The 26354-nt window shown below is 51.5% G+C and carries 23 protein-coding genes and 1 other annotated feature; of the genes, 2 read left to right on the top strand and 21 right to left on the bottom strand.

Annotated elements, in window-relative coordinates; genetic code table 11:
• Positions 1–82: 82 nt before the first annotated feature.
• Positions 83–1072, bottom strand: a complete 990-nt coding sequence (locus tag ACESZP_RS03025) for a tRNA-dihydrouridine synthase (protein WP_499707993.1) — start codon at positions 1070–1072, stop codon at positions 83–85.
• A gap of 246 nt (positions 1073–1318) precedes the next feature.
• On the opposite strand from ACESZP_RS03025, the gene ACESZP_RS03020 reads away from it, so the two are divergent.
• Positions 1319–3547, top strand: coding sequence for a glycosyltransferase-like membrane protein (locus tag ACESZP_RS03020; protein ID WP_499707992.1), 2229 nt, complete (start codon positions 1319–1321; stop codon positions 3545–3547).
• A 90-nt stretch (positions 3548–3637) separates the two neighbouring features.
• On the opposite strand, the gene ACESZP_RS03015 is transcribed toward ACESZP_RS03020, so the two are convergent.
• From ACESZP_RS03015 to rho, 17 genes are all read right to left on the bottom strand, one after another.
• Positions 3638–3841: a hypothetical protein gene (locus ACESZP_RS03015; protein ID WP_499707991.1), complete on the bottom strand. Its 204-nt coding sequence runs from the start codon at positions 3839–3841 to the stop codon at positions 3638–3640.
• Positions 3838–4005 (bottom strand): hypothetical protein, encoded by a 168-nt coding sequence (locus ACESZP_RS03010; protein ID WP_499707990.1) that lies wholly within the window; start codon positions 4003–4005, stop codon positions 3838–3840. The genes ACESZP_RS03015 and ACESZP_RS03010 overlap by 4 nt, the downstream gene beginning before the upstream one ends.
• 36 nt (positions 4006–4041) lie before the next feature.
• Positions 4042–5646, bottom strand: a complete 1605-nt coding sequence (locus ACESZP_RS03005; protein ID WP_499707989.1) for an ArnT family glycosyltransferase — start codon at positions 5644–5646, stop codon at positions 4042–4044.
• Positions 5647–5717: 71 nt separating this feature from the next.
• The gene (locus ACESZP_RS03000; protein WP_499707988.1) at positions 5718–6809 is read right to left on the bottom strand and encodes an SGNH/GDSL hydrolase family protein; all 1092 of its coding nucleotides are present in this window, start codon (positions 6807–6809) and stop codon (positions 5718–5720) included.
• Entirely contained in the window at positions 6790–7734 is a 945-nt protein-coding gene (locus ACESZP_RS02995) for a glycosyltransferase family 2 protein (protein ID WP_499707987.1), read from the bottom strand. The genes ACESZP_RS03000 and ACESZP_RS02995 overlap by 20 nt, the downstream gene beginning before the upstream one ends.
• A 2-nt stretch (positions 7735–7736) precedes the next feature.
• Positions 7737–8687, bottom strand: coding sequence for a glycosyltransferase family 2 protein (locus ACESZP_RS02990; RefSeq protein WP_349163757.1), 951 nt, complete (start codon positions 8685–8687; stop codon positions 7737–7739).
• The gene (locus ACESZP_RS02985; protein ID WP_499707986.1) at positions 8684–9106 is read right to left on the bottom strand and encodes a sugar 3,4-ketoisomerase; all 423 of its coding nucleotides are present in this window, start codon (positions 9104–9106) and stop codon (positions 8684–8686) included. Before ACESZP_RS02985 ends, ACESZP_RS02990 begins: the two co-directional genes overlap by 4 nt.
• Before the next feature lie 35 nt (positions 9107–9141).
• Complete coding sequence (locus ACESZP_RS02980; protein WP_178038784.1) at positions 9142–10233, bottom strand: aminotransferase class I/II-fold pyridoxal phosphate-dependent enzyme; 1092 nt, start codon at positions 10231–10233, stop codon at positions 9142–9144.
• Between the two features lie 87 nt (positions 10234–10320).
• On the bottom strand, positions 10321–11385 hold the full coding sequence (locus tag ACESZP_RS02975) for an SGNH/GDSL hydrolase family protein (RefSeq protein WP_499707985.1): 1065 nt from the start codon (positions 11383–11385) through the stop codon (positions 10321–10323).
• 230 nt (positions 11386–11615) lie between these two features.
• A complete protein-coding gene (locus ACESZP_RS02970; protein ID WP_499707984.1) occupies positions 11616–13052 on the bottom strand; it encodes an MBOAT family O-acyltransferase in 1437 nt (478 codons plus the stop codon).
• A gap of 12 nt (positions 13053–13064) precedes the next feature.
• Entirely contained in the window at positions 13065–14096 is a 1032-nt protein-coding gene (locus ACESZP_RS02965) for an acyltransferase family protein (RefSeq protein ID WP_499707983.1), read from the bottom strand.
• A 6-nt stretch (positions 14097–14102) separates the two neighbouring features.
• Complete coding sequence (gene prfA, locus ACESZP_RS02960) at positions 14103–15179, bottom strand: peptide chain release factor 1 (RefSeq protein WP_178038780.1); 1077 nt, start codon at positions 15177–15179, stop codon at positions 14103–14105.
• 21 nt (positions 15180–15200) lie between these two features.
• Positions 15201–16031 (bottom strand): peptide chain release factor N(5)-glutamine methyltransferase, encoded by an 831-nt coding sequence (gene prmC, locus ACESZP_RS02955; RefSeq protein ID WP_499707982.1) that lies wholly within the window; start codon positions 16029–16031, stop codon positions 15201–15203.
• Positions 16028–17110 (bottom strand): DUF1385 domain-containing protein, encoded by a 1083-nt coding sequence (locus ACESZP_RS02950; RefSeq protein WP_499707981.1) that lies wholly within the window; start codon positions 17108–17110, stop codon positions 16028–16030. Before ACESZP_RS02950 ends, prmC begins: the two co-directional genes overlap by 4 nt.
• 92 nt (positions 17111–17202) lie before the next feature.
• The gene (gene rpmE / locus ACESZP_RS02945) at positions 17203–17406 is read right to left on the bottom strand and encodes a 50S ribosomal protein L31 (protein ID WP_178038777.1); all 204 of its coding nucleotides are present in this window, start codon (positions 17404–17406) and stop codon (positions 17203–17205) included.
• A gap of 309 nt (positions 17407–17715) precedes the next feature.
• Complete coding sequence (locus ACESZP_RS02940) at positions 17716–19416, bottom strand: carbon starvation CstA family protein (RefSeq protein WP_178038776.1); 1701 nt, start codon at positions 19414–19416, stop codon at positions 17716–17718.
• A 110-nt stretch (positions 19417–19526) separates the two neighbouring features.
• Positions 19527–19821 (bottom strand) — a binding site (T-box leader).
• Positions 19822–19914: 93 nt separating this feature from the next.
• The gene (gene rho, locus ACESZP_RS02935) at positions 19915–21501 is read right to left on the bottom strand and encodes a transcription termination factor Rho (RefSeq protein ID WP_499707980.1); all 1587 of its coding nucleotides are present in this window, start codon (positions 21499–21501) and stop codon (positions 19915–19917) included.
• A 216-nt stretch (positions 21502–21717) separates the two neighbouring features.
• Between rho and ACESZP_RS02930 the strand changes: the two genes are divergently transcribed.
• Complete coding sequence (locus tag ACESZP_RS02930) at positions 21718–22875, top strand: CDP-glycerol glycerophosphotransferase family protein (RefSeq protein ID WP_499707979.1); 1158 nt, start codon at positions 21718–21720, stop codon at positions 22873–22875.
• A gap of 209 nt (positions 22876–23084) precedes the next feature.
• On the opposite strand, the gene ACESZP_RS02925 is transcribed toward ACESZP_RS02930, so the two are convergent.
• The 3 genes from ACESZP_RS02925 to ACESZP_RS02915 all read right to left on the bottom strand — a co-directional run bounded on the left by ACESZP_RS02925 (position 23085) and on the right by ACESZP_RS02915 (position 26268).
• Entirely contained in the window at positions 23085–23624 is a 540-nt protein-coding gene (locus tag ACESZP_RS02925; protein ID WP_499707978.1) for a Uma2 family endonuclease, read from the bottom strand.
• A 262-nt stretch (positions 23625–23886) separates the two neighbouring features.
• On the bottom strand, positions 23887–25188 hold the full coding sequence (locus tag ACESZP_RS02920; protein WP_499707977.1) for a Gfo/Idh/MocA family oxidoreductase: 1302 nt from the start codon (positions 25186–25188) through the stop codon (positions 23887–23889).
• 18 nt (positions 25189–25206) lie between these two features.
• Positions 25207–26268: a pyridoxal phosphate-dependent aminotransferase gene (locus ACESZP_RS02915; protein ID WP_440321062.1), complete on the bottom strand. Its 1062-nt coding sequence runs from the start codon at positions 26266–26268 to the stop codon at positions 25207–25209.
• Positions 26269–26354: the final 86 nt, after the last annotated feature.

Raw genomic sequence — 26354 nt, 5'->3', positions numbered from 1 at the left:
AAAATGAGCGCACTGCGCCTGCTGAGTGATACTTTGCCCTTATTATATCAAAATCTGGCAAATACACAAGGTTTATTTTATTTCAGCCTTTTCCCAAGCTCCCCGGCGGTGCGATCCGGCAGCAGTCGGTCAGCTCCCGGACACATTCCAGATAGGTTTCCAGATTCTGAGCCTTTTTGATTTTCTTGCTGTACTTCTCCGCATGCTCGAAGAGGTGGCTCTGATAAAACCAGAGCTCTTTTACCTTATATAAGACATTCCGGTCGCCGATATCCAGCGCCCGGTAGCCGTCCACCAGACGCTGCTGAAATTCCCGGAATTTTTTCCGACGGGTTTTCTCATCCCATCTTGAATCCCCGCCCCGCAAGGTAACCGGAAGTCCCGGATTCAGGATGATGCCGCGCCCCAGCATTACGCATTCCTCCTGCGGGAATTCTTTCTCGAACTCCGCGATCTGTTTTTCCGTAAATAAGTCTCCATTATAGCAGAGAGGCGCTTTACTCTTCTCCAGAGCGCAGCGGAAGACTTCTTTCCGCGGCGTATTTTTATAATAATCAGCCTGTAATCTCGGATGGATAATCAGCTCATAGAGCGGATAGCGGTTATAGACAGCTAACAGCTTTTCAAACTCTTCGTCCGCTTCCATGCCGATGCGGGTCTTCACCGACAGTTTCATTTCCCCGGGAAGACCCTTGAAAACCATGTCCAGAAATCGTTCCAATTCCTCCGGGGATGCCAGAAAGCCTGCGCCCTTGCCCCGGGTGACTACGGTTTTGGACGGGCAGCCCAGGTTCAGGTTGATTTCCTGATACCCCATTTCCTGCAGGGTCTCAGTTAGCTCCAGAAAGCCTTCTGCATGGTTCGTCAGAATCTGCGGCACCACGTGCAGTCCCTCATTGTGCTGTGACAGCACCTCGTTTCGCTCCTTGGTTTTCATGCTGCGCTTCTCATGCGGCTCCAGAAACGGGGTGAAATATTTGTCCAGCGGACCGTAGACGGCTGCGTGGGCATTGCGATAGATGAAGGTGGTGACGCCCTCCATAGGGGCCAGATAGATGCGTGATATCGGCATGGCTGTGTGCTCCTGTTCCCTTTTATTCTTTCTGAAAACAGAAGTATGTTGTCAGCTTCTGTCCAGTTTCGCTCTCTATCTTATCACATGTATCGCACAGATGCATTCTTTTTTCGCTCTGGTTTGGGGTGCTCTTATCCACACGCGCAAACTGGTTGACCCCTCACCGCTTTTGCGCTATTCTATTTGAATAAGATACATGTTTTCTTTTCTATTGCATAAAATGATTTCAGACCGGAGGTTTTTATGTATACACTTTCTCTGTTTCTGCTGACCCTGTTCAGTCTCTATATCGGTGTCTTCGCTTTCTTCCGCTGGGACGCTTCTTTTCTGCGGAATCTCAGTCACGCGCCCGTCCAGGTCCTGTTTATCCTGGCCTTTGGCGCGCTGCTTCTGACGGCGCTGGTGCTTTTATACCGCCTGGTAAATAGCATGTCTGAGAAAAATCAGAAGCGTCTGGAGCTGGCCTTTTTTCTGATACTGGCTGTCGGGCAGCTCGGTTTTCTGGCTGTGATTCGTCCCCAGCTTCGCTATGATCCCTTAAAAATCTTCGATATGGCCATCGAAATGCTGCGGACGCACACCATCTCCGGCACTTATGAAACCGGATACTTTGCCCGGTATACCAATAACTATCCGCTGACCATTCTGACTTACTGGCTTCTGAAGCTTTTACAGGGCGTCGGCGTGCCGGAAAGCGGCTTTATGCTGGCGGTACAGCTGGTAAATGTCGTGTGCATTCTGGTTTCCGTGGTACTGGGGTATCTGATTTTAAAAGAACTGAAAGGCCGGACGGAAGCCGTCTTCTTTCTCGGCGTCTGCGTCCTGTGTCCGCTGTCCTATGTGTGGGCAGGGTATTTCTATACGGCCAACTGTTCCATGCCGTTTTTAATGGGAATTGTGTATCTGGGCATCCGGATTCAGAAGGCCCTGGATGCTTTTCACCGCAGGACGGTGGCGCATCCGGCCCTTTCTGCGGATCAGGATTACCGGAAAGGCCGCCTCACTTTTCTCTTTGCTTTACTTGGCGTCGTGACCGTCTTCGGGTTCAAGCTGCGGGCTACGGCAGCCATTGCGCTGATTGCCCTTTGCATCGACGGGGCGCTTAAGCTCTGGCGCAGACGAGCGGAAGGGCTGGCCGGGCTGTTCAGTGAAACACTTCGGACGCTGGCCGTTCCATGTATCGCTTTCCTTGTAACCGCTGGTCTGTCCCTGGGATTTTTCTCCTCGGCCGTGAATACTTATGTAAACTTCGATTACAAAAATACCGGATTTCCGGCGATTCACTGGGTCATGATGAGTGCGCGCTGGGACGGCTCCTTCGACCAGAATGATGAGAATTATACCGTAAGCTTCGAGACCAAAGAAGAAAAAACTGCAGCTGACCTGGCGATTCTGAAAGAGCGCATCAAAGAGGCGGGGCCTTTAGGGCTTGTAACCCTCTCAGGCCGCAAGCTTCTGAACACCTGGGTGGACGGCACCGACAGCTACCAGGCCGAGGACAGCTATGCTTCCTATGGAAAGGTCTACGATTATCTCATTGGAAATAAGAGCGGACTGCTGCTCATCTATACCCAGGCCTTCCGGGCGCTGGCGATGCTGGTCATCGGACTTGGGGCAGTGAACGCGCTGGTAAGGCTCAGGCGCAAAAAGAAAAGGCCGCAGCTCTTTCTGGTACAGCTGACTCTGCTCGGCGCCATGGCCTTCCATCTTCTTTGGGAGACGAATCCGCTGTACAGTATCGGATTCACATACCTGTGTCTGATGCTGCTGGCAGACGGCGTGGCAGAATTTACCGAAGCGCTTCCCGACTATACTGTATCAGATCGTTTCTGGATCACTCCGGCTGCCGGTACGGTGCTGCTGGCGCTGCTTCTGGTTTTCGCCAAAAAAGAGCTGGTGGATACACCCATCGAGGCTTATGATTATGCCATTGACCAGTATCAATACGCAGGCGGATACGACGGCTATGTGACCTCTTACGATCAGAATTATGTGCAGACCTTTACTACCGACAAGCCTTTTAACCGCATCTCCATCCGGGTTATCAATCCGTTGGATGATTATAATCAGTCGGCCTTCTGCGTGCGGCTTACAGACGGCAGCGGTCATGTGGTCTATGAAAATGACCGATTTCTGGCAGGGCTGGTAACAAAAACGGCTCTGTACGAATTTCAGTTGGAAGATATCGTGCCGAACGGCGAGACAGCCTATACACTGGAGATTTGGCCGGGGTATATCGAGGATGAGAACAGTCTGGAATTTCTGTCCTACACCACCGGAAACTGGGATCTGTATCCGGATGGACAGCTGAGCGTGGGCGGCGAGACCGTCAAGAATGGGGATCTGGCCTTTGCGGTATATCAGTATCGGGTGACGACATACTTTAGCCTGAAGCAGTATCTGGTGCTGTGCGCTGGAATGATCATGCTGGCTGTCGGGGTTACGGTACTCAGTCGGAAGATGTTCGTATAAACCAACAGGCAGGGAGCAGAAAAACTTTCCTAAGGAGAGGCCAAGTCGCCTCGAACGTGGAAATTTTTTCTGCCCCCTGCCGTCCGTCTATCATAATCCGCGATAATACGAATCCATCCACTGCAGCCTTCGCTCCACAAACGCCTTCACAAATTCCGTCTGCTCCCGCCCGATGGCTTTATCCCATGTGACATTCTCCCGTTCCAGTACCCTGTTATATTCCAGCGTTCCGTATAATTGCTCTATCAGCTCCTGCAGATATTCCTCCGTCAGCACCGTACTGCGAAGTTTCATATACATTTCTTTTCTTCCCGGCGCTGTTCGCAGATTTTTGCCGTCTCCTGTTCATTCAGCATCGGCACATCCATGACACAGCGCTGCTCCTGATACAGCATAAATCCGCCCAAGACGCATGTCAGCGCCAGACTTACCCCCAAAAATACCTTCTTCAGGAACATGCTGTTCCCCCCCTCATTTATCTCCTGTCTTTTCTGTCAGTGACCTAACAGTATATACTCTGCGTTTTCACAGAGCACTTCCACCCCCTGGAGTTTTTCTATATTCTGCTCATAATCCAGCCGGTCCACATAGAGGACCGCATCGCCTTTTTCGCTGAGAAAGGCCTCGATGCCGCCGTCCCGACAGTGAAAATCGCCGCTGATCTCGGCTACGAACAGCATATTCTGCTCCCAGTCGCCGATGGCAGCCGGATCCTCGCCGGGGACGTAGACGTAGGCTTTCTCTCCGGCGTATGACGCGTCCCGGCTGACGCTCTCCCGGATAAAGAACTGGAAGGGGTCGCCGTGAGCCTCACGGATGACGTGGAAGTACGCGTTTTTCATGTATATTGCGACAAGCACGAGACTGGCAACTGTGGCTGTTATCCCCACCAGGGTACGAATTCCGGAGAATTGTCCACATTTTTGCTCCGTTTTTCTACCGTCATTTTCAGATGATTTTTCACCTTCAGATTCTGTGACGTCTTTCTCTTCCCCGGCTAACGGCAGCCGGATCAGACCCCCCAGTATCGCCGCCGCTCCCAGTGCCAGCGGCACAGTACAGGGGTAGCAGTACCAGATGAGCTTCGTTCCGATGGCGGAAAAGCCCAGGAACGGCAGTAGAAACCACAGCAGGATACCGCCGCCCTGCTCCAGCAGGATCCGATTCCAGGCTTTTTTTCGCCACATATATAACAGGCCGCACAGGATTCCGGCTACACAGATCAGCAGCTGCCAGCGGTAGATGAAGCCCTCGGCTCCGAATACCATATCGTAGTAGAAGCTGAACGGAAACTGATGTCCCTCGAAGTTGGTGCTTCCGGTACGGGCCAGCAGATCCACTTTTATCATGTTTTTCAGGAAGAACAGGCCGTCTTTCGTGAAGCGCCAGCCAAACCATAAAAGCAACGGCACAAAAACAGACAGCAGGAAACCGCCCCATTCTTTCTTTTTGAACCGCAGCATTTCCCCATTTGCCAGCAGGCAGATGCCGCCAATGGCCATAATCATACCGGCATGCCAGCTTTTGGTCAGAAAGGCCAGGGAGAACATCAGCCCGCAGAGGTATACGTTTTTATGGTTTTTCTTTACGGACAGCATGGCCAGCATAGCCAGCGTGAAGAACAGAAGATAGATGGAATCCGCGTCACCTGCCCGGGCCAGATGGGCCGACAGTGGTCGTTCATTGGCGCAGAAAAAGCCCAGTACCAGAAGCGAGGCCTCTTTGCTGTAACGCCTGGCGAACAGGGCGCAGGCGATTCCGGCCAGCAGATAGGAAAGCGCGGATGTAAATCGCAGGCCAAAGACACTGTAGCCAAAGAGCTTAAACCCCAGCACAATGCCCCAGTAACTGATAGAGGGCTTCAGATTCCAGTCATCCACCCGGTAGTTGTAGGTATGCTGAATATAGTCGCCGTTCTGGATCATTTCATAGGCATTAACGCCGTGGCGGGCCTCATCCCAGGAGTCTACATACTGCACGTCCAGACAGCGAAAGCAGTAAAAGGCAAGCACCAAAGCGCCTGCCGCAAAAAAGATCCAGTAATATTTTTCAAACAGTCCGAGCAAGAGTCTGTAAAATTCTGTAAATCTATTTATCATTTTTTTCCAAGCAACCATATACTTCCCCCAAATCATAAAGCAAAGCTCTCATTTATGATTTTAAATATGATTTATTTCAGCATTTCTTTCAGTGTTCCGCAATATACGCTGTACATCACCGCCGCAAACTGGTCATACCCCGCCGCGCCCGGATGCAGGGCGTCGCCCTCTTCAAAATTGGCGTCACTGTTGTGCATGAATCCAAGGGGAATCAGCACGATATTTTTCTTGTCTTTGAATTTCTTTGCCATGGCCTTCGCCAGATCCATGACACGCTTGTCGGATCGGTTTTTAAATTCACCCGGCAGGAAAGCGGTGCCATCCTGCTTCACCATGGTTCCTATTTTCTCCTGGTCGCCCCAGTACAGGGTATTCACCAGATAAATGGGGATATCCGGGTCGTGACGACGGATATTGTCCACCATCCGGGCGATGGCGTTCACGGTATCAGCAGGGTCATCTTTCAGGCCGTTGGTTCCCAGGAAAATCTGAATAGCGTCCGGATCAATGCCCGTGGACAGCTTGTAATATTTCCAGTCGAACATCTTCTGAACCGGATCGTAAAAGGGCTGGACTCCTTCGTCATTGCCATCGGAATAGAACTTGGTGGGCTCCAGGTAATCCTGGGCCGAAAAGCCGCTCCGTCCCTCATGGCTGTACCGCGTCCAGCCTCTTGTGCCCGCAAAAGTGAGCTGGTCCCCTGACAGATGGTAGATGGTCCGATACCATTCCCGTCCGTCCGAAAGACTGTCGCCGATATTTACGAGCGAATATTCCCCCTCAAGCTTCTCCACCACGTGGAGAGTGCTTTTCAGGGTTATCACTTCATTTACATTATAATCAAATACAGTCAGAGTCAGGTCGTATTCACCCACCTGCTCCTCTTTGCCAGTCACGGAGAACCGATCTTCCAGATTCTCGCCGATCTCGCAGTCCCAGTTGCAGACATAACCATCCCGCAGACCAGACCAGACGACCTCATCGTCATAGAGTTCCACAGTGCTTCCCACTGCCACATAGACGTCCTCCGGCAGATAGGCCTCCACCTGAGGCTTATATTTCTTAAGCTCCATCTGTAACATGACATTCCAGACCAGCAGAGCGACGATAACTGCTGCCGGAATTATGAGAAGAAGCTTCTTTTTACTTCTGATTCCGCTCAATGTTTGTCTCCTTACAGATAAATATGGGCCGGTGCTTGGTCTCCATATAGGTCTTCGCCAGATACTCGCCCAGGATTCCGATACAGAACAGCTGGATACCGCCCAGGAAAATGATGATACAGGTCATAGACGGCCAGCCGGACACCGGATCTCCGTAGAGCACTGTTCGAATGATAATAAAACACAGCGCCAGAAACGCCACAATGCAGAAGAAGACTCCCAGAAACGCAGCCATTACCAGGGGCGCTGTCGTAAAGCCCACGATGCCCTCAATACTGTATATCAGCAGCTTCCAGAACGACCATTTGGTCTCCCCGGCGCTTCGCTCCACATTTTCATACTCCAGCCACTTGGTGTTGAAGCCGACCCAGCCAAACAGTCCCTTGGAAAATCGGTTATATTCTCCTAACCGAAGTAACTCATCCACAAACTGCCGGGTCATCAGCCGGTAATCCCGGGCTCCGTCCACGATATCCGTCTTGGACAGCCGGTGCATCAGCGTGTAAAAGCGTCTTGCAAAGAAGGAACGGATCGGCGGTTCCCCCTTTCTGGTCACGCGGCGGGTCGCCACGCTGTCATAGTCTTCCGTCGTAATAATCCGGTACATCTCCGGCAGAAGGCTCGGCGGATCCTGCAGATCCACATCCATAATGGCCACATAATCGCCGTCCGCATAGGACAGACCGGCGTACATGGCTGCTTCTTTTCCGAAATTCCGTGAAAAGCTCACATATTTCACACGGTCATCCCGCTCTGCCAGCTTCTTCATTTCCATGAGGCTTGCATCCCGGGAACCGTCATTTACAAATAATACTTCCAACCGCACCTGAGGCATCTCCCCTGCGGTCTTCGCAATCGCGTCATAAAAGATAGGAATCGCTTCCTGCTCATTATAACAGGGAACAATAATTGAAATCTTGTCCATAGCTATTTTTCTTTTTCTTTCTCCTCGTCGTCAAAACCGCGAATCTGGTCAATCAGGAAGGGCGGACGGTTTCTCGCCGCGTCGAAGGCTCTCCAGATATACTCGCCCAGAATTCCCAGCATTACCATGGTCACACCAAAGGAAAACAGCATCAATACCATCATGGACGTCCAGCCCGGTACGTCCTCCACGCCGGTCAGCCGCTGTACCATCAGTACAATCGCCCAGATAACAGCTCCTGCCGCATATACACCACCCAGTCCGGTCATAAAGCGCACCGGGAAATAGGAGAAGCTCATCATGGAATCCACAACCAGCTTGATTTTCTTCGACAGGGTCCACCGGGACTCCCCGATCTCTCTGGCTTTCCGGTGGAAATAAACCTTCTCGGTCTTGAAGCCTACCCAAAGCACCTGCAGAGTTAATGCGGAATTCTTCTCATCCAGCATCAGCAGCACCTCAATGACCTGACGATCCAGAAGATAACAGTCAAAGCCGCCTTTGGGCATATTTTTCATAATCAGCTTCCGGGTAATGGTGTAGTAGAGGTTGGCGAAAAACTTCTGAATGGCACCCTCGTCGCGGTCGGCTCGTACCGCCAGAACCACCTTATTGCCCTCTTTCCATTTCTCGTAAAGCTGCAGGATCAGCTCGGAATCCTCCTGCAGATCTGCCTGCTTGGTCACAGCACAGTCGCCGGTGCAGACAGAAAGACCCGCCAGAATGGCGGAATGCTCGCCAAAGTTTCTGGAAAGCTTCACCAGTCTGACCTTGTCATCCATATCGCGGATCTGATTCATGATTTCCCAGGAATTATCGCCGGATCCGTCGTCCACGAAGACAATCTCGTAATCCTCCAGCTTATGCAGAATCTTCTCTTTCATGTCCTCATAGAGGAGCATCAGGGTATCGGAGTTCCAGTATACCGGAACGATAATTGAAAGCTTGCTCATCGTCTGCGGGTTCCTCCCACTTCTTTGATAAATTCATCGTAATCGCGGATGTATTCGTGACCGTCGTAATGGGTGTTAGCCAATACTAACAATACGGAATCCGCGCTGAAATCGTACATATCCTTCCAGAGCATGGTGGGCAGATAGAGTCCCATACGGGGACGGTTCAGCTCGATGATCTCCTCCTCGAAGCCATTGTCCACGCGCACCTTGCTGGACCCGCTCACGTTGATAAGGACGAATTCAGAATTGCGGTTGGCGTGCTGGCCCCGGACTACTTCACTGTCAGAACCATAGATGTAGAAAACACGCTGAATGTCAAAAGGAATATCCTGCGCTCCCTCTACAACCACCAGCTTTCCACGCTCATCGCCCAGATCACCGAATTCCAGAATCTTGTACTGATCTTTAATACTCATATTTTCTCTCCCAGATTTATTAAAATGCGTCATTCTTAAAACGCATTGATTGCGTCAATGACGTAAGACTGTTCTTCCTCTGTCATGCCGTTGTACATAGGCAGAGAAAGTACCTGTGACGCGTACTGCTCGGTAATGGGGAAATCGCCCTTCTTATAACCCAGATACTGATAAGCCTCTGACAGATGGGGCGGAATCGGATAGTGAATAATCGTTCCGATCTCCTTTTCCTCCAGATATTTTTTCAGCTCGTCGCGCTGCTCGCTTCTGACTACAAACTGATGCCATACGGCGGTGGCTCCCTCCTGTACTCCCGGAAGAATCAGTTTGTCGTTCTGAATCTCCGCAAGATATCTGGCCGCAATCTGGCGGCGCTCCTCCTCGCACTCCTCCACATGGCGCAGACGCACGCGAAGAAGTCCTGCCTGTAATTCATCCAGACGCGAGTTAGCTCCGACTACCTTATTGTAATAGCGTTTCTCGCTTCCATAATTGCGATACACACGGAAATCCTCAGCCAGTCCCGCGTCCTTCACAACCACTCCGCCGCCGTCACCAAAAGCGCCGATGTTCTTGGAAGGATAGAAGGAAAAGCAGCCCACATCTCCGAAGGTTCCGGTCATCTGACCATCAAAGCAGGCTCCATGGGACTGGGCACAGTCCTCCACCAGCTTCAGATTGTATTTTTCTGTCAGCTTCTTGACTTCGGCCATGTTGGAAGCCTGGCCATAGAGGTGTACCACCAGAATCGCCTTGGTGCGCTCAGTGATTTTCTCCTCGATCTTGGATACATCGATATTGTAATACGGATTCGGCTCCACGAAAATCGGGGTCGCGCCGTTCATGGTGATACCCATAACGCTGGCAATGTAGGTATTGCCCTGGACAATGACCTCGTCGCCCTTACCGATACCCAGCAGACGAAACGCGATCCACAGTGCATCCAGGCCGCTGGCCAGACCCACGCAATGATTGCCGCCTGTATAAGCCGCAAATTCCTCCTCGAAGCTCTTTACCTCATTGCCCAGCACATACCAGCCGGAGCGAAGCACCTCAAGGGCCTTTGACTCAAATTCCTCCTGATACCGGAAGAAGCCTCTATCCATACGGTTTGCCATAACTTTCATTTTACAGCCGCCTCACTTTCTATCCTTTGCGACAGACCTGCTTTTCTCTTTCCTGGAAATGGGCAGATCTATGCCTTATAAAATACATTACTCGTATTTATCATCATAACACGCGTTGAAATATTCGTCAATCGGCTTTCCATCCGCTTCAGTCAACAGAAGGGTCAGCTTCTCCGCGCCTGTTCCATTCAGATGATCCACGTCGATATAATCGTCAGCTGTCAGCTCCAGGTACTCCGTCTTCGCCAGATTGAAATCCAGATACTCCACGCCGAAACGCTCCGCCAGCTTCTGCACGTAAGCATGGGCTGACTCGTAGGGACCAATGGCTTCCAGATACTGATTGAGGCTCGGCGCTGTCACAAATACCAGACGAATATCATGCTCCCGGCAAAAGCTTACGATTTTTTCTATATAAGAAACAGGATACGTCGTATCCAGCTGCATGTCATCGGCCACTTTGCCGAAATTGTCCCACCAGGTAATGGCGTCCACGTCCAATCGCGCGTCAGACCAAACGAAGCCCCGACCTGCGTACTGGTCTGCCTCCACGGTCACCGGCTCGTATTTCCGGTAGCTTTCGGCCTGCTTCTTCGCCAGATTTTCCCGTACGTACGCGAAGTCTCCAAGCTCCTGCCAGCTGCGCCGGAAGGGAAAGAAGCGGTTCGTGTAATTCTTCGCCTCCGTGGTAGTCAGCAGGAAAGAAAGCTTATTCAAAGAAGGCCGCATATAGTCGGAAATGATATTGGCCTGCACCAGGTCACGGTCTTCGCTGTCCATAAACAGGAACTTGTAGTACATATCAAGATAGACGGTTTTCAGGTCGTAAAGTCTGGCCGCCTCCCGCAGAAGGTAGTAGGATGTATCGTAATTCTGGGAAGAAGAACCCAGATTGTATGCTGTCCTTCCGGTCAGTTCTTCGTAGAGTTCCGGGTCGTAGGCCCGGTAGCAATGGGAGCTTCCCAGGAACAGGGTATCAATCTCCTCGCCTGCGTCGGCGCGCTCATAGAGCTCATGCATAGTTAGCCTTGTGTAACTTTGACTGTCGTCCATCAGGAGGTAATTACAGAGTCTGATGAGACCGCAGAGCAGGGCTATGACTGCCACTATCATCAAAAGCCATCCGCACAGGGCTTGTTTTTTTGTTTTCACGGAAACTGAAGCCTCCTTTCCCGGACGTTCGGCCGCGCCAATTCGCAAAACCGAACTGTTCAAATACGGACGTTCGGTCGCGCCAATTCGCAAAACCGCTCCTACGGAGCTCTCCGCTGCTTCGCAGCTCATTTTTGCTCATTACCTGGCGCTCATCTCATGCTTCTGTATAGCAGGATTCTTATGCAAGCATAAAATCCTGCCACACAGAAGCATGGCCGAACTGTTACTTAAAACTGTGTATACAGGAATCCGCTGGTATCATAAGCCGCGCCGTACACGCCAAAGATGAGTACAGCCCCAAGCAGCGCCGTATATATCAGGCACCGCAGCACTGCATTTCGCTCCAGAATCCAGCTTTGGAACGCGAAGCCTTTTTCATTCAGCACGTCCTTCGCTATCACAGCCAGAATACCAAACACCAACAGCACCCACTCGAAACTGCCAAGCTGCATACCCGCAAAATCCTGCAAACGGAAATTCGTGAGAATCACCCTCAGCATTCCCTTTAAATCTCCCAGGGAATTCACCCGAAACACCATCCAGGTGGCGTCAACGAACAGGAATATCAGTACACGTTTCACTGCGCGCGGCACTTTCCAATTCTTAATATCGAAAATCTGTCCGATGCCATGCAGCAGTCCCCACAGCAGAAAATGAAAGCCGGTTCCGTGCCAGATACCGCTGACCCCGAAGGTAATCAGGATATTGACGGCTCTACGAAAGCGCCCCCTGCGGCTGCCCCCCAGCGGAATATACACATAATCCCGAAGAAAGCTGCTTAAGGAAAGATGCCACCTGCGCCAGAAATCCTGCACGGAATCCGCCTGATAAGGCCGCTTGAAATTCACCAGCAAATCAAAGCCCAACAGTCCGGCAATTCCTCTCCCCATATCCGTATAGCCTGCGAAATCGCAGTAAATCTGAAAAGCGTAAAGCGCCGTCGCCAGAATGATTTCCACGCCGCCGAAGGCCCCAAACTGACTGTACACCGCATTAACCGGAATGGCAATGCGATCCGCAATCAACAGCTTTTCGCACAGACCCCAGAGCAATAACAGGGCGCTTCGCCGGATACGCTCCGGATCCCGCACCGGGAGCGTACCTATATTCTGAATCTGTCGGAGCAGATTGCCGCTGCGCTCGATGGGTCCCTGCACCAGCTTTGGGAAAAAAGCCTGGAACAGGGCGAAATTCAGGAGATTACGCTCGGCCCGCACGGTTCCGCGGTAAACGTCGGTTAAATAGCCGATGGCCTGAAAGGTATAGAAGGAAATACCGATGGGCAGGGCGATATTGCTGCGGTTGTATTTGAAAAAGCAGAGGACCGCCACGTGGAATCCCACGACTGCCACAAAAACGCCCGTTGCCAGGCTGCTTTTTTTCTGCTCTGAAGCAGAACTTTTTCCGGCTTCCGGCATTGCCTTTGATTCTGCCTCAGCTTTTTTTACGCCGCTTGAAATTCCATATTTTCCCAGTGCCAATCCGGCCACCCAGGTCACCAGTGTGGACCCGATCAGCACCGCCAGATACTTTGTCCCAAAGGTCCCTAAAAAAACATAACTGGCCGCAAGAAGCCACACTGTCCGGAACCGTCCGGGCAGCATTAAATATACAAGCCATACGATTGGAAAAAAGACCAGAAAGGCCAGCGAAGTAAATCCCATACTTTCCTCCCTTTATTCCTGCACTTTTCCGAAAAACCGGCCCTCTGCAGGCCATTTCCCATAAAGCAGAAAATCAAGCAGCCGTACCCGCTTCGTAACTGCGATAATCGCCGCCGTGATGGCACTCATGGCGATAAAGGACGCCAGCACGAACAGGAACCATCCCGCCGAATACTGCGCATACACCTGTCCCCGGTTCAACACCGTGGCGAAATGGAAATGCACCACATAAATCTCCAGGGTATAGCCGCCCAGCCAGGCCAGAAACTTTTTGAACCGATTCGGACCGCATTTCCACAGAAGCCAGCAGACCGCCGCACAGCCCAGAAAGGAAGCAATGATCTGCCGCCCCAGTAAAAGAAGCGTGGTCACATCCTGAAGATCCAGCAGTACCGCCATGGTCAGAAGTCCCACAAGTGCCAGCGCGCCGCCTGCGTTTTTCACCATTTCCGGCAAGGCTTTCAGGCGTTCCTTCTGCTCTCCGGCCAGATAACCGGCCAGATAGAATGGCAGATAAAGCCGGGTCAGTCCCGGACTTAAAAACTCCACGCCCACCAGTGTCTCCAGCAGAACCGCCGCCGCCAGTCCCAGATAGACTGCCCAAAACACAATTTTTCCGCCCAAAGCGCCAAAACTCCGCTCTGCCACTGCGCCCGCCAGCTCTGCCGTATAGACCATCAGCGTCAGAAGAAACAGCGTCATCAGAAACCACAACCCCTTATCCAGCCCGAACAGAGTCTCCACAATATTCGTCATCGGATGCAGAGGATGCTGCAGCACGATCCAGAAAAAGAAGGGCGTCAGATAGCTGAGTGCCCGTTTTTTCAGCTTCGCGCCATACGCGGAAAGGCTGGAAATTTTCCGTCCCATTCCGCACAAATAGCCGCTGACCAGAATGAACAGCGGCATTTGAATGACTTTTATTACATCGTAAATAATTCCGTCCTCCATATGGTTCCACACCAGGACGTGGCCCGTCATCACAAGCAGAATAGCCATGCCCTTGGTGGCATCTATGGTAAGACTGCGGGATTTCTGATTCATAAATAATTACGATTCCTCATTCATCTTCGCCAGCTTTGCTGCCTGGTCGGCTGCGATGCAGGCGTCGATAATCTCCTGGATATCTCCGTTCATGATCTTATCCAGCTTGTACAGGGTCAGTCCGATCCGATGATCGGTCACGCGGCCCTGGGGGAAGTTATAGGTACGAATCTTCTCAGAACGATCTCCGGTACCGATCTGGCTTCTTCTGGCCTCTGCCTCCGCGTCGTGGGCCTTCTGGCACTCGATATCGTACAGCTTGGCGCGAAGCAAAGCGAACGCCTTCGCCTTATTCTGCAGCTGAGACTTCTCGGTCTGGCTGTATACCACGATTCCTGTGGGGTAATGGGTAAGACGTACCGCGGAGTCAGTGGTGTTGACACACTGTCCGCCGTTACCGGACGCACGCATGACGTCAATACGGATATCCTTCTCGTCGATCTGCACATCCACTTCCTCGGCCTCCGGCATCACGGCCACGGTAATGGTGGACGTGTGAATTCTTCCGCCGGACTCGGTCTCCGGTACACGCTGTACCCGGTGTACGCCAGACTCGTATTTCATCACAGAGTACGCGCCCTGACCGTTGATCATGAAGGTCACGCTCTTCATACCGCCGATGCCGATCTCGTCGGCTTCCATCAGCTCTACCTTCCAGCGGCGGCTCTCTGCGTAATGCACATACATACGGTAAATCTCAGCCGCGAACAGGGCAGCCTCGTCTCCGCCTGCGCCCGCGCGGATCTCCACAATAACGTTCTTGTCATCGTTGGGGTCTTTCGGCAGAAGCAGAATCTTCAGGGTGTGCTCCAGCTCCTCGATGCGGGCCTTCGCTTCGTTCAGCTCCTCTTTGAGCATCTCGCGCATTTCCTCATCGTTCTCTTCTTCCAGCATCATAAGACTCTCTTCCACAGTCTCTTTACACTTTTTGTATTCCTTATAAGCATCGACGATAGGCTGCAGATCACTCTGCTCCTTCATCAGCTTCCGGAAACGCTCCTGATCACTGACCACATTCGGCTCATTCAGCTCGTTCATGATATCCTCGTAACGCAGAAGCAGGTCATCCAACTTGTCAAACATGCTTGTTCCTCCATTAAAATCTTATCTATTAAAACCTTCCACGACCCGGTCAAGTCCGGCCAGGTCCTTTACTACCTTTACATCTGCGAAGCCCTGATGACGCAGAAGCTCTGCCACACACGCTCCCTGATCGCAGCCGATTTCCAGGAAAAGACCGCCGTCCGCCCGTAAGTACTTCGGCGCTTCTTCGGCTATTTTCCGGTAAAAATACAGTCCGTCCTCATGTCCATCCAGCGCCATATAGGGCTCGTGGAGCCGCACCTCATCCATCAGGGTTTCGATCTCCGCCCTTTTTATATAAGGGGGATTGGACACGATTACATCAAAGGCGCTCTCTATCTTATCAAATAAATCGCTTTGAATAAGCGCTGCTTTCGCTCCCAGCCGCTCCCGGTTTTTCTCAGCCACCTTCAGGGCTTCCGGCGATAAATCCACGCCTGTACCTTCCACGCCGGGTTTTAGATGCAGCAGACTCAGGAGAATACAGCCGGATCCGGTACACAAATCCAGAAACTGCATCCCGTCCCTCAGAAACTTCGCTGTCTCCTCCACCAGAATCTCCGTGTCCTGTCTGGGAATCAGCACATGCTCATTTACATAGAAGGAAAGCCCCATAAATTCCTGCTCGCCAGTAATCTGCTGCAGGGGAATCCGCCGTTCCCGCTTTACAAGCGACGCCCGGTACTGCTCCTCCTGATCATGGGAAATGATTTCGTCCGGATACGCCAGATAATGACTGCGGCTCACGCCCGTACACCATTCCAGCAGATACCAGGCATCGAGATCCGCATCCGGTACCTCTGCTGCGGTTAGTCTTTTCTTACCAAGGTTCCAGGCCTCCCGGAGCGTCATGCCTTTTCCTCCAGAACCTCTTCCACTTCTTTCGGCTCCCCGTCAAAGGTCTCTGCGGATGCTTCCTCATCCTCTTCCAGGATCTCTTCCAGGTCACCGGCCTGAAGCTGTGCTTCTTCCGCCTCGTCTACTGTCTCAGCTTCTTTCTCCAGCGGCTCTCTGCCCTGCCAGGTTCTCCAGTCAAAGACCGCCTCCACAGCGGCGATAGCCACCTCGATCATATCGTCGTCCGGCTCTCTGGTGGTCAGTCCCTGCATCCACATACCGGGACGGCTTAACGCCAGTACCAGCTTATTCTCGCTTCTTCCGGCCAAACGGATGAATTCATAGGACACGCCCGCGATCACCGGCACCAGCGCGATACGGAATACCACGCGGAGAATTGGGGATTCCACACGGATAAAGATGAAGAAAATGATGCTGACAATCATAACAATCAGCATAAAACTGGTTCCACAGCGCTTATGCTCCTTGGAGCTGCCGCGCACATTTTCCACATTGAGCTCCAGTCCGTGTTCCACGCAGTTGATGCATTTGTGCTCCGCGCCGTGATACTGGAACACCCGCTGAATATCCTTCATCCGGGAGATTAGCAGAATATAACCGATAAAAAGCAACAGACGAATGCCTCCCTCGATCAGCGCGAGCAGGGTATCGGATACGATGACCTTGCGAAGCAGCGCCGCTGCGAAATAAGGCAGAACCATGAAGATCGCTACAGCCATGACAATGGAAAATGCCACAGTCAGATCCATGACTACCTTCTCAGCTTTTTCGCCAAACAGCTTATCTATCAACTGATCCGCTTTGGACGGCTGGGTCTCTTCCTCGTCGTAAAAGCTGGCAGAAAAGGTCAGGCATTTCATGCCCAGCACCAGGGAATCCACGAAGCTGATAACGCCCCGCACGATGGGAAGCCGCTTCAGCCTTTTATTACCGATGCCCTCATAGGTACTCAAATGCACCTCGATCTCTCCGTCCGGCTTTCGCACACCCACGGAATAGACATCCTGATTTTTCATCATAATGCCTTCCAGAACCGCCTGTCCGCCGATTCCTGAATATCTTGTCGTACTCATGTGTACTTTTTCCTCCATATATAGGCATTTCCTATTGTATGCAAAACGGGATGAGATCTTCCAACCTCACCCCGTGCTCACACTTCTTAATATTATTTTGTAATACCGTACTTACGATTGAATTTATCAATACGTCCACGAGCTGCAGCAGCCTTCTGCTGACCTGTGTAGAATGAGTGGCACTTGGAGCAGATTTCTACGTGGATGTCCTTCTTTGTAGAACCTGTTACGAATGTGTTGCCGCAGTTGCAGGTTACGGTTGCCTGATAATACTCCGGATGGATTCCTTCCTTCATGATTTTCACCTCTTCAAATTTATTTTGTGAACTTCTGGTTGCTGTTTCCCGGCCAATGCTGTTCCGATGTTTCCGCAGCAAGCTACCCCGGGCTATCCCTGCAAGTCCCTGCAGTTGAGCTGAACGCACACGTCTTTGCACATACAACAGCTTTTAGATTATAGCACAGGCTCGGGCGGATTACAAGCCGGAAAATTATATTTTTGAAAATAAATACTTTGTAACAGGAAAATCCTGCGGACTGACACTTATTCTCTGTCCGTCCGCAGGATTCTGTCTGTTCCTTCTATATAGAAGATTCTCTAGTTTTTAAGCTGCCTCGGTGCCTTTCTTCTTATTAAAAAGCTCCTTGCCCGAAGTGTATACAATAATCACACCCAACAGCATCAGCAGAATTGCCAGCACAAGCTGCAGTCCCTCTACCATGAATACGCCGGTTCCTGCTGAAAATGCCTTTACCATGGCGATAGCTCTCTGTACCAGTGCCGTAAATGTTACACAAAGCATCACGATAAGGGGCGGGAACAGGGTCCGATTCTCACGTCCTGTCACCTTCAGGAATACGCAGAGGGTAATCAGTACCAGTGCACTTAAGAGCTGATTTGCGCTTCCGAACAGCGGCCAGATATTCGCATAGCCGATCTGAGTCAGGATGTAACCAATCAGCAGGGTAACTACGGTGGAGAAGTACTTATTGCAGAGCAGCTTTCTCCAGCCTTCCGCATGCTCCATATCGTCTACGCTGAACAGCTCCTGGAAGGACATACGTCCAATACGGGCTACAGCGTCCAGACTGGTGAGCGCCAGGGCGGATACGCACATGGTCATAAAGCACTGGGCGATATAAACCGGCAGACCGAACATCTCCAGGAATCCGGCTACGCCGTTGGAAAAAATCTGGAACGGAGTTCCCACTGCCGCGGTTCCGTCTGCGGATGCTGCAGCGCCTGCCACACAGAGGGCCAGAACAGCCAGAAGGCTTTCCAGAACCATGGCGCCGTAACCAACCTTTACCATATCCTTCTCATTTTCAATGGTCTTGGATGAAGTTCCGGAGGATACCAGGCTGTGGAAACCGGATACCGCGCCGCAGGCTACGGTAACGAACAGGATCGGGAACAGGTTACCAAGCTTCTCATTCTGGAAACCGGTGTAGACCGGCAGGTTCATATTCGGATGAGCCACCAGAAGTCCTGCTACCGCGCCGAGAATCATGCCCACGAACATGAAGGTGGTCATATAATCACGGGGCTGCTTCATCAGCCACATAGGTAATACAGATGCCAGGAAAATGTAAGCAAAGGTCACATACAGCCAGGTGCTCTTACCTGCTATCAGCGGCATATTCATGCCGAGAGCCAGGGAAGCAAAGGTGAACAGCAGTCCTAAAACAACCTCTTTCCAGCCGTCCAAGTTAAACTTCTTCTGAAGCAGTCCGAATACTACCGCAAAGCCCATGAAGAACAGGGAAATGCTTCCGGCTGCGCCATTTACATTTGCAAGCTCTGCAAGAACCGTTGTGCCCTCTTCGGTAACCGTGTAGGCATTGAAGGTTCCGGCTACCATGTCGGCGAAGGCTGCGATGACAATCAGGGTAAACAGCCAGCAGAACAGCAGGAACAGCTTCCGTCCGGTCTTGCCGATATATTTTTCAATCAGCAGTCCCATGGATTTTCCTTCGTTCTTGACACTGGCATACAGGGCTCCGAAGTCTGTGACGGCTCCGAAGAAAATGCCGCCGATGAGAATCCAGAGCAATACCGGAAGCCAGCCAAAGGCCGCTGCCTGAATAGCTCCGGTCACAGGGCCTGCGCCCGCGATGGATGAAAACTGATGGGCAAATACGACCCAGCCGTTGGTAGGCACATAATCCTGACCATCCTCTTTGGTCACTGCCGGGGTCTTGGCCTTCGGATCGATGCCCCATTTTTTCGCCAGCCAGCGGCCATATAAGGTGTAGCCGGCCAGCAGGCATACTGCTGCGATTACTACGATAACAAGCGTGTTCATAATGTTACTCCTCCTCGATGTCTTTTATGTTTACGTCTTTGGTTTCGCCTGTCTCATTATCAAATTCTTTTCCATGAATCAAAAAAGCCTCCGCCTTCTCAGATTACTCTGAAGAAGACGAAGGCCTTCAAATCCTCCGCGTTACCACTTCTCTTGCTGACTCGATCGCTGTCAGCCTCTCAGTCACGTCCTCGAGCTCGTCCGGTCTTTTTTGTATCCCGGCTGCTTCCCGATTGAACATGTGCCCCGATAACGGCGGGCTTCCGGTTCCGACTACTTCTTGTGATATTTTCATCTGAACTGCTTGCAGGGGATGAATCTTTTTCCTGCCTGTTCCCTCACACCGACCGGGAACTCTCTGAAAAGCATTCTGAAAAAAATCCTTGTCCTGTTCATTGCATTTGACTTATGAAACAGTATGTTTGCATTATAATCCTCTTTTTTCAAAAGTCAAGAGGGGAATTTGAAAAAAAGTTGTACTTTTTCCGATACACACTTTTAAATAAACTTGTTCTTTTTCACAGTCTGCACAAATTCCGCGTTGTTCTTGGTACGGGCAAACATGTTCAGGATATTCTCCACAGCCTCCTCCGGCTTCAGTCCGTTGAGCCCCTTACGGATAATATCCATGGCCTCCAGCTCCTCAGCTGTCAGAAGCAGATCCTCCCGACGGGTGCCGGACTTTGGAATATCGATGGCCGGGAATACGCGCTTCTCCTGCAGCTTCCGGTTCAGCACCAGCTCCATGTTACCGGTTCCCTTGAATTCCTCATAAATGACGTCATCCATCTTGCTTCCGGTTTCTACCAGTGCTGTGGCCAGAATCGTCAGGCTGCCGCCCTCGCGCATATTGCGGGCAGCGCCGAAAAAGCGCTTGGGCATATGCAGAGCCGCCGGATCGAGACCGCCGGACAGGGTACGGCCACTGGGCGGAACCGTCAGATTGTAGGCCCGGGCAAGACGGGTGATGCTGTCCAGCAGGATAACCACGTCCTTGCCGCTCTCCACCAGACGCTTCGCGCGCTCGATGACCATCTCCGCTACTCTCTTATGGTGCTCCGGCAGCTCGTCGAAGGTGGAATGAATCACCTCCACATTCGGCCCCTCGATAGCTTCTTTGATATCCGTAACCTCCTCAGGGCGCTCGTCAATCAGCAAAATCAACAGCTGCATGTCCGGATGGTTCCGGGTCACGGACTTGGCCACATCCTTCAGAAGAGTGGTTTTACCAGCCTTGGGCGGGGACACGATCATGCCTCTCTGTCCCTTTCCGATGGGGGAAATCAGATCGACGATCCGCATGGCGGTGCTTCCGCCCGGGCGCTCCAGATGGATCCGCTGGTTCGGGAAAATCGGAGTCAGATCCTCGAAATTCCGTCTTCTGGCCGCCTCCTCAGGGCGCAGTCCGTTGACAGTCTTTAAGTACAGAAGCGCCGCGAACTTCTCGGTCTGGGCGCGGACTTTTATGTTCCCGCAGAGGATATCGCCTGTCTTCAGGTTATATCTGCGGATCAGGGCCGGATTGATGTAAATGTCGTTTTCACCCGGCAGATAGTTGTCGCTTCGGATAAAGCCGTAGCCGTCTGCCAGCACCTCCAGAATACCGTTGGCTACCTGGCCGCTATCCAGATTGGTGGACTGCTCCTGCTGGGGCTGAACCGTGGTCTGGGTCTGTGGCGCTGCGCTGCGGTCATAGGAGGGGCGCTCGTAGGGGCGCTGTTCGTAGCGTTCGTTCCGATCCGGACGGTCATAAGTGCGCTCCGTTCTCTCATATCGTTCATTGCGGTCGTAGCGATCCGACCGCTCTGTGCGCTCATATCGTGTGGGCCGTTCTGTGCGTTCCGTTCTCTCCGCACGTTCCCGTTGCTCTCTCTGCTCCTGACGCTGCTCATAGCGCTCCTGCCGTTCTTTCTGGAACTTCTCCGTCTGGGCAATCTGCTCCTGCCGGCTCACTTCCTCGTCCTTCTCCAGCATCCGCGTAATCAGATCGCTTTTTTTCAATGTGGACGTTCCTTTCATTCCTCTGGTTTTCGCAATACCCTTCAGCTCAGCCAGCGGCAATGATTCATACTGTTCTCTGGTCATTCCCTGTCCTCCTCATTCTACGCCTGTCAACTCTGTAATTTAAAATACGCAAACTTCTGCATTCTTTCTCATTGGGAATCCCGCCCGGATACAGGACGGATCGAAATTTTGAATTTATTATATCCTATTTTCTTCCTGTTTGCAATTCTATTTTTACTTCACAATCCGCCAAACTAATGATAAAATAAGAGAAATTAAAACAGGATGGTGTCTATTGTGATAAAAAAACTGATTTTGCCCGTTTATCTGTGGGCACACCGGCTGATGATGAAAATCTGCTGGAATATTTTCATACATTTTCCCCTGGATCGTAAAAAGGTGGTCTTCAGCAATTTCAACGGCGGCGGCTACGGCGATAACCCCAAGTTTATCGCCCAGGAATTCTTAAAACGAAACCTTGGCTGGAAGCTTTACTGGGTATCTGCCTCGAACTACGATCTGCCCCAAGGCCTTACACCTGTTCGGCCCAATACAATCGCTTTTGCCCGACATATGGCCACAGCGGGCACCTGGATCGATGATACGAGAAAGCTCTATTATTTCAAAAAGCGGCCCGGCCAGTTCTATATCCAGACCTGGCACGGAGGATTGGGCCTTAAAAAAGTGGAAAAGGACTGTGAAGAAGCCCTCTCCAAGGAGTATGTAGCCTACGCGAAAATAGATTCGAAAAACATGGATCTTCTGCTGGCCTGCTGCCGCTGGGAGAGCGAATCCTACCGGGAAGCCTTCTGGTATGATGGTCCGATTCTGGAAAAGGGCATCCCGAAAAATGACATTTATTTTGAAGATCCCGCGCCCTATATCCGAAAGGTCCATCAGCATTTCGGCCTGCCTGAAGGCACAAAGCTCGCCCTCTACGCCCCCACCTACCGGGACAGCCGCAAGACCGATATGTACAACCTGGACTACAGCCAGCTCCTGTCCACGCTTGAGAAACGCTTTGGCGGCAGCTGGGCCGTTCTGGTACGGATGCATCCCAATGTCAGCTATAAAGACTACCCGCTGACCTATACAGACCGCATTCTGAACGCCAGCCCCTACGAGAATATGCAGGAGCTCTTGGTGGCCTCCGATATCATCATCAGCGACTACTCCGGCTGCGCCTTCGACTTCCCCATGATCGGCAAGCCCGGCTTCCTCTACGCCGAGGATTACGAGGAAATGAAGCGCATCAAGGACTATTATTTCCAGCTGGAGGAGCTGCCCTTTACACTGGCGCTCACAAATGAACAGCTCATGGAGCAGATCGAGCATTTTGATGAGAAGGATTATCAGAAGAGGTGTAAGGAATTCTGCGATATGCTGGGATTTTATGATGACGGACATGCGTCGAAAGCGGTGGTGGATCTGATTCTTGAGAAGATGAAATCATAAATTCATGTCAACATTCGCTGTCTGTCAATCATACAAATATGTTGACTCACTTGCACTCATTATATTTATGCCGGAAAGCGGCTACGCCATATCAAACGCAGCCGCCTTCCTATTTTCTATTGATATTTCTTTGTGCTTATCGTATAATTAAAAAATCAGAAACGGGTTTTCACCACACTGCTTGTTGTGGCCTTCCCGTTTCTTTTTTCTTATTCTACCACGATATCCAGCTCCTCATAAATTCCGACCTGTATCTTTTCTCCGAATTTATGCAGTACCGGCACTCCATCATCGTCCTGCCGGTATACGATAACCGATTCCCGGATAGGATCCACGATCCAGTACTCCCGGACTCCCGCCATCAGATACAGATTCATTTTTCTCAGATAATCCATCCGCTTACTGGACGGCGACACAATCTCAATCACCCAGTCCGGCGCTCCGTGGCAGCCCTTATTATCCAGCTTATCCGGATCGCATACTACAGAGATATCCGGCTCCACATAGGCGTCATTTTCCTTGTCATCCTTCAAAAACACCCCGAAAGGTGCCGGGAACACCTCGCATTTTCCGTGATGTGCGTCAATGTAATTTCCTATCTTTTTGTCAAAGAAATGTACCAGTCTCTGATGCCCCGTACTCGGCGGCGCCATCATATACAATTCTCCCTCTAACAGTTCCGCTCTCTCGCCCTCCGGCAGAGTAAAAATATCCTCCAACGTATAAATTTCCTGTTTCATCAAAGGCATCGCCATACCTCCTTTGTCTCTCCTTTCTTGATTATAATGGATTTTCAGGTTGAAGTAAAGGCTTCCGCATCTTTGGTAATATACAATTTTATTTCATCGTTTTTCGGAAATTCCGGAGAGATTTCTCCTGTGAAATACAGAAATTCGATACCGTGAGAATAGCATGTTTTATACTGAAATACAAGATTTTCCGTTCAACAATATTCGACAAAAACCGCTGTGTAACAGAGTACTTATTTCTGCCACACAACGGTCTTTCTATTTAGATTTCTCTCACATCTTTTTTCCGATAAAAATCTTCCATAACCCCCGCTATCGCCTTCGACACACCCCGGTCTACATAGGAATTATCCCGGCCATCCTCGATGGATTTCAGGAAGGCTACGATCTCGTAGCGGATGCCCTCGCCGTCCAGCTGGTAGAAGTAGCGCTTGTTGTTGGCGGGATTTTCGTAGCGAATCTCGAAGTAGTCGGTCTTCCACCAGGGAGCCGGGACGTAGATGTATCCTTCCGTGCCGGAAACCACCAGATCGCCCTCGGACTTGATGCCCTTGCCTACCTGGATGGAGGCCATGGCGTCCGAGTATACGAAATTCACTCTGGAAAATGCGTCATAGGCCTTCGCCTCGTCCGCATAGTGGGTGATGATCTGCTTCTCTGCATAGTCGGTGCCCAGAAGCTGGAACACCGGCAACAGCGCCGTGGGTCCCCAGTCGCAGAGACTTCCCCAGCTGCGGTTGAACTGGCCCGGGTAGACGTTCGCCTCGTCCTCCAGGCGGGTGCAGGCGGCGTCCACCGAAACCACCTTTCCGATACGACCACTCTTAGCCAGCAAAAGTAACCGGTAATAAGCGGTCGAATAAGCGGTCTTGATGGCCTCCATCAGCACGCACTTTTTCTCCTTCGCCAGGGCGAACAGCTCCTCGCACTCCTGCACAGAAAGCGCGATGGGCGACTCGCAGAGCACATGCTTCCCGGCCTCCAGGACCGCCCGGATCTGCTGATAATGCACGTCCGGGTGTGACAGGATATACATGGCGTCCGACTTCTCCAGAAGCTTCCGAAATTCATTCCGGTCATCCCCGCAGACGCCGGAAATTACTGCGCCGTTTACATAGCCGCTCTCCTTCCGGAACTTCTGAAGGTCCGAAGCATCCCCCACCAGTCCCAGACGGATGGCGTGCTTCTCCGACCGAAGCTGCGTACTGGACACGCCTTCCGTTCTGTCAAGGTAAACCACTTTACAATATTCATTCAGATAATCAAATTTTCCACGCCAATCGGAACCGATGGCAAAGATATCCACATGATAGCGGCGAATATCGTCAATTTTCTGACCCTCGTACTCCTCGATGATAATTTCGTCCGCCAGGCCGGTGGCCCGCACGCCCTCGATGCGCTCCATCAGGGACTGCTGCACATTGATCTTGCCCCGGGTCTTGTCGAAATCCTCGGCGGTCACGCCCACGATCAGGTAATCGCCCAGCGCCTTGGCCCGCTCAAGCAGGCGGATATGGCCGTAATGCAGCAAATCATAGGTTCCGTATGTGATTACTTTCGTCATAAAAATCCCCCTGCGCTGTTAGTCCGCATCCACCTGGAAAAACGCGTCCAGGAATATCTGCATGGCTTTTTTTGAGCCCACCGACACGCGCAGATAATCCTTCAGAAGCTCATTTCCATAGGGGTGAACCAGCACCTGCTTCTCCTCTTCCAGCCGCTTCGCTATCTCCTTCGCGTTATGATGAGGCTTTACGAAAATGAAGTTTCCGCGACAGTCGCGGCACTCGTAGCCCTTCTTCTGAAGTTCCTCCAGCGTATAGGCCTTGCCCTCCCTCTCGATGCGAATCAGCTCATCCACCATCTCCGGGTGATCGAGAATCCGCTCTGCGAACAGCAGGGCAATGGAATTGGCGTCAAAGGTCAGTCGGGCATTCTTTACGTAATGAATGATCTCCGGATTGCTGATGATGACGCCCAGACGGCAGGCCGCGATGGAGAACAGCTTGGAGAAGGTACGCAGCACCACCACATTTTCATCCTTCAGGGCATGTTCGATGAAGGTGTTCGGATAAAAATAATGATACGCCTCGTCGATAATAACGATAGCGCCCACCTCTTTCGCCCGCGCGATAACCTGCTGAAGCTCTTCCTCGGTATACACATTTCCCACCGGGTTGTTGGGATTCAGCAGCACCACGATGCGGGTATTGTCATGGATCGCATTCAGAATGTTTTCAATTTTGATGGTCAGATCCGGCTCGTAGGCCACCGGCACATGCTTATAGCCCAGGATACAGCAGTTGACCCAATACATCTCGAAGGACGGAGCCACGGTCACGACCTCCTTGCCCACCTCGCCGAAGGTCTCCAAAAGATAGCGGATGGCCATATCGGAGCCGTTGGTGGTCAGGACATTTTCATACTCCGCGCCGATGAATTTCGCGTATTTATGCAGGAACCGGTCCGGCTCCGGATAAATCGCAAGGAATTCCGGCGTAATCTCCTTCAGCACGGAATCCACAAATTCCTTCGGCAGTCCTTCCGGGTTCTCATTCATATCATAGCGGTGCATGCCGTAGCGGTTCTGCATGGGGAAGACCCGGACGGTGTTTTTTATATATTCATTTACGTGGTAGTTCATAAGATACCTCCTGTCTCTCTGCTGCTGTGGTTGGTAAGCAGAGCTTAGCAAAAATGTATTGTAAATATTTTCCTTTTTTCATTTCT

This window comes from Candidatus Dorea massiliensis AP6 (assembly GCF_964245105.1).
In the GTDB taxonomy this organism is placed as follows: domain Bacteria; phylum Bacillota; class Clostridia; order Lachnospirales; family Lachnospiraceae; genus Laedolimicola; species Laedolimicola intestinihominis.
Note: the sequence above shows the minus strand (reverse complement) of the source record. Positions and strands in the feature narration are given on the sequence as shown.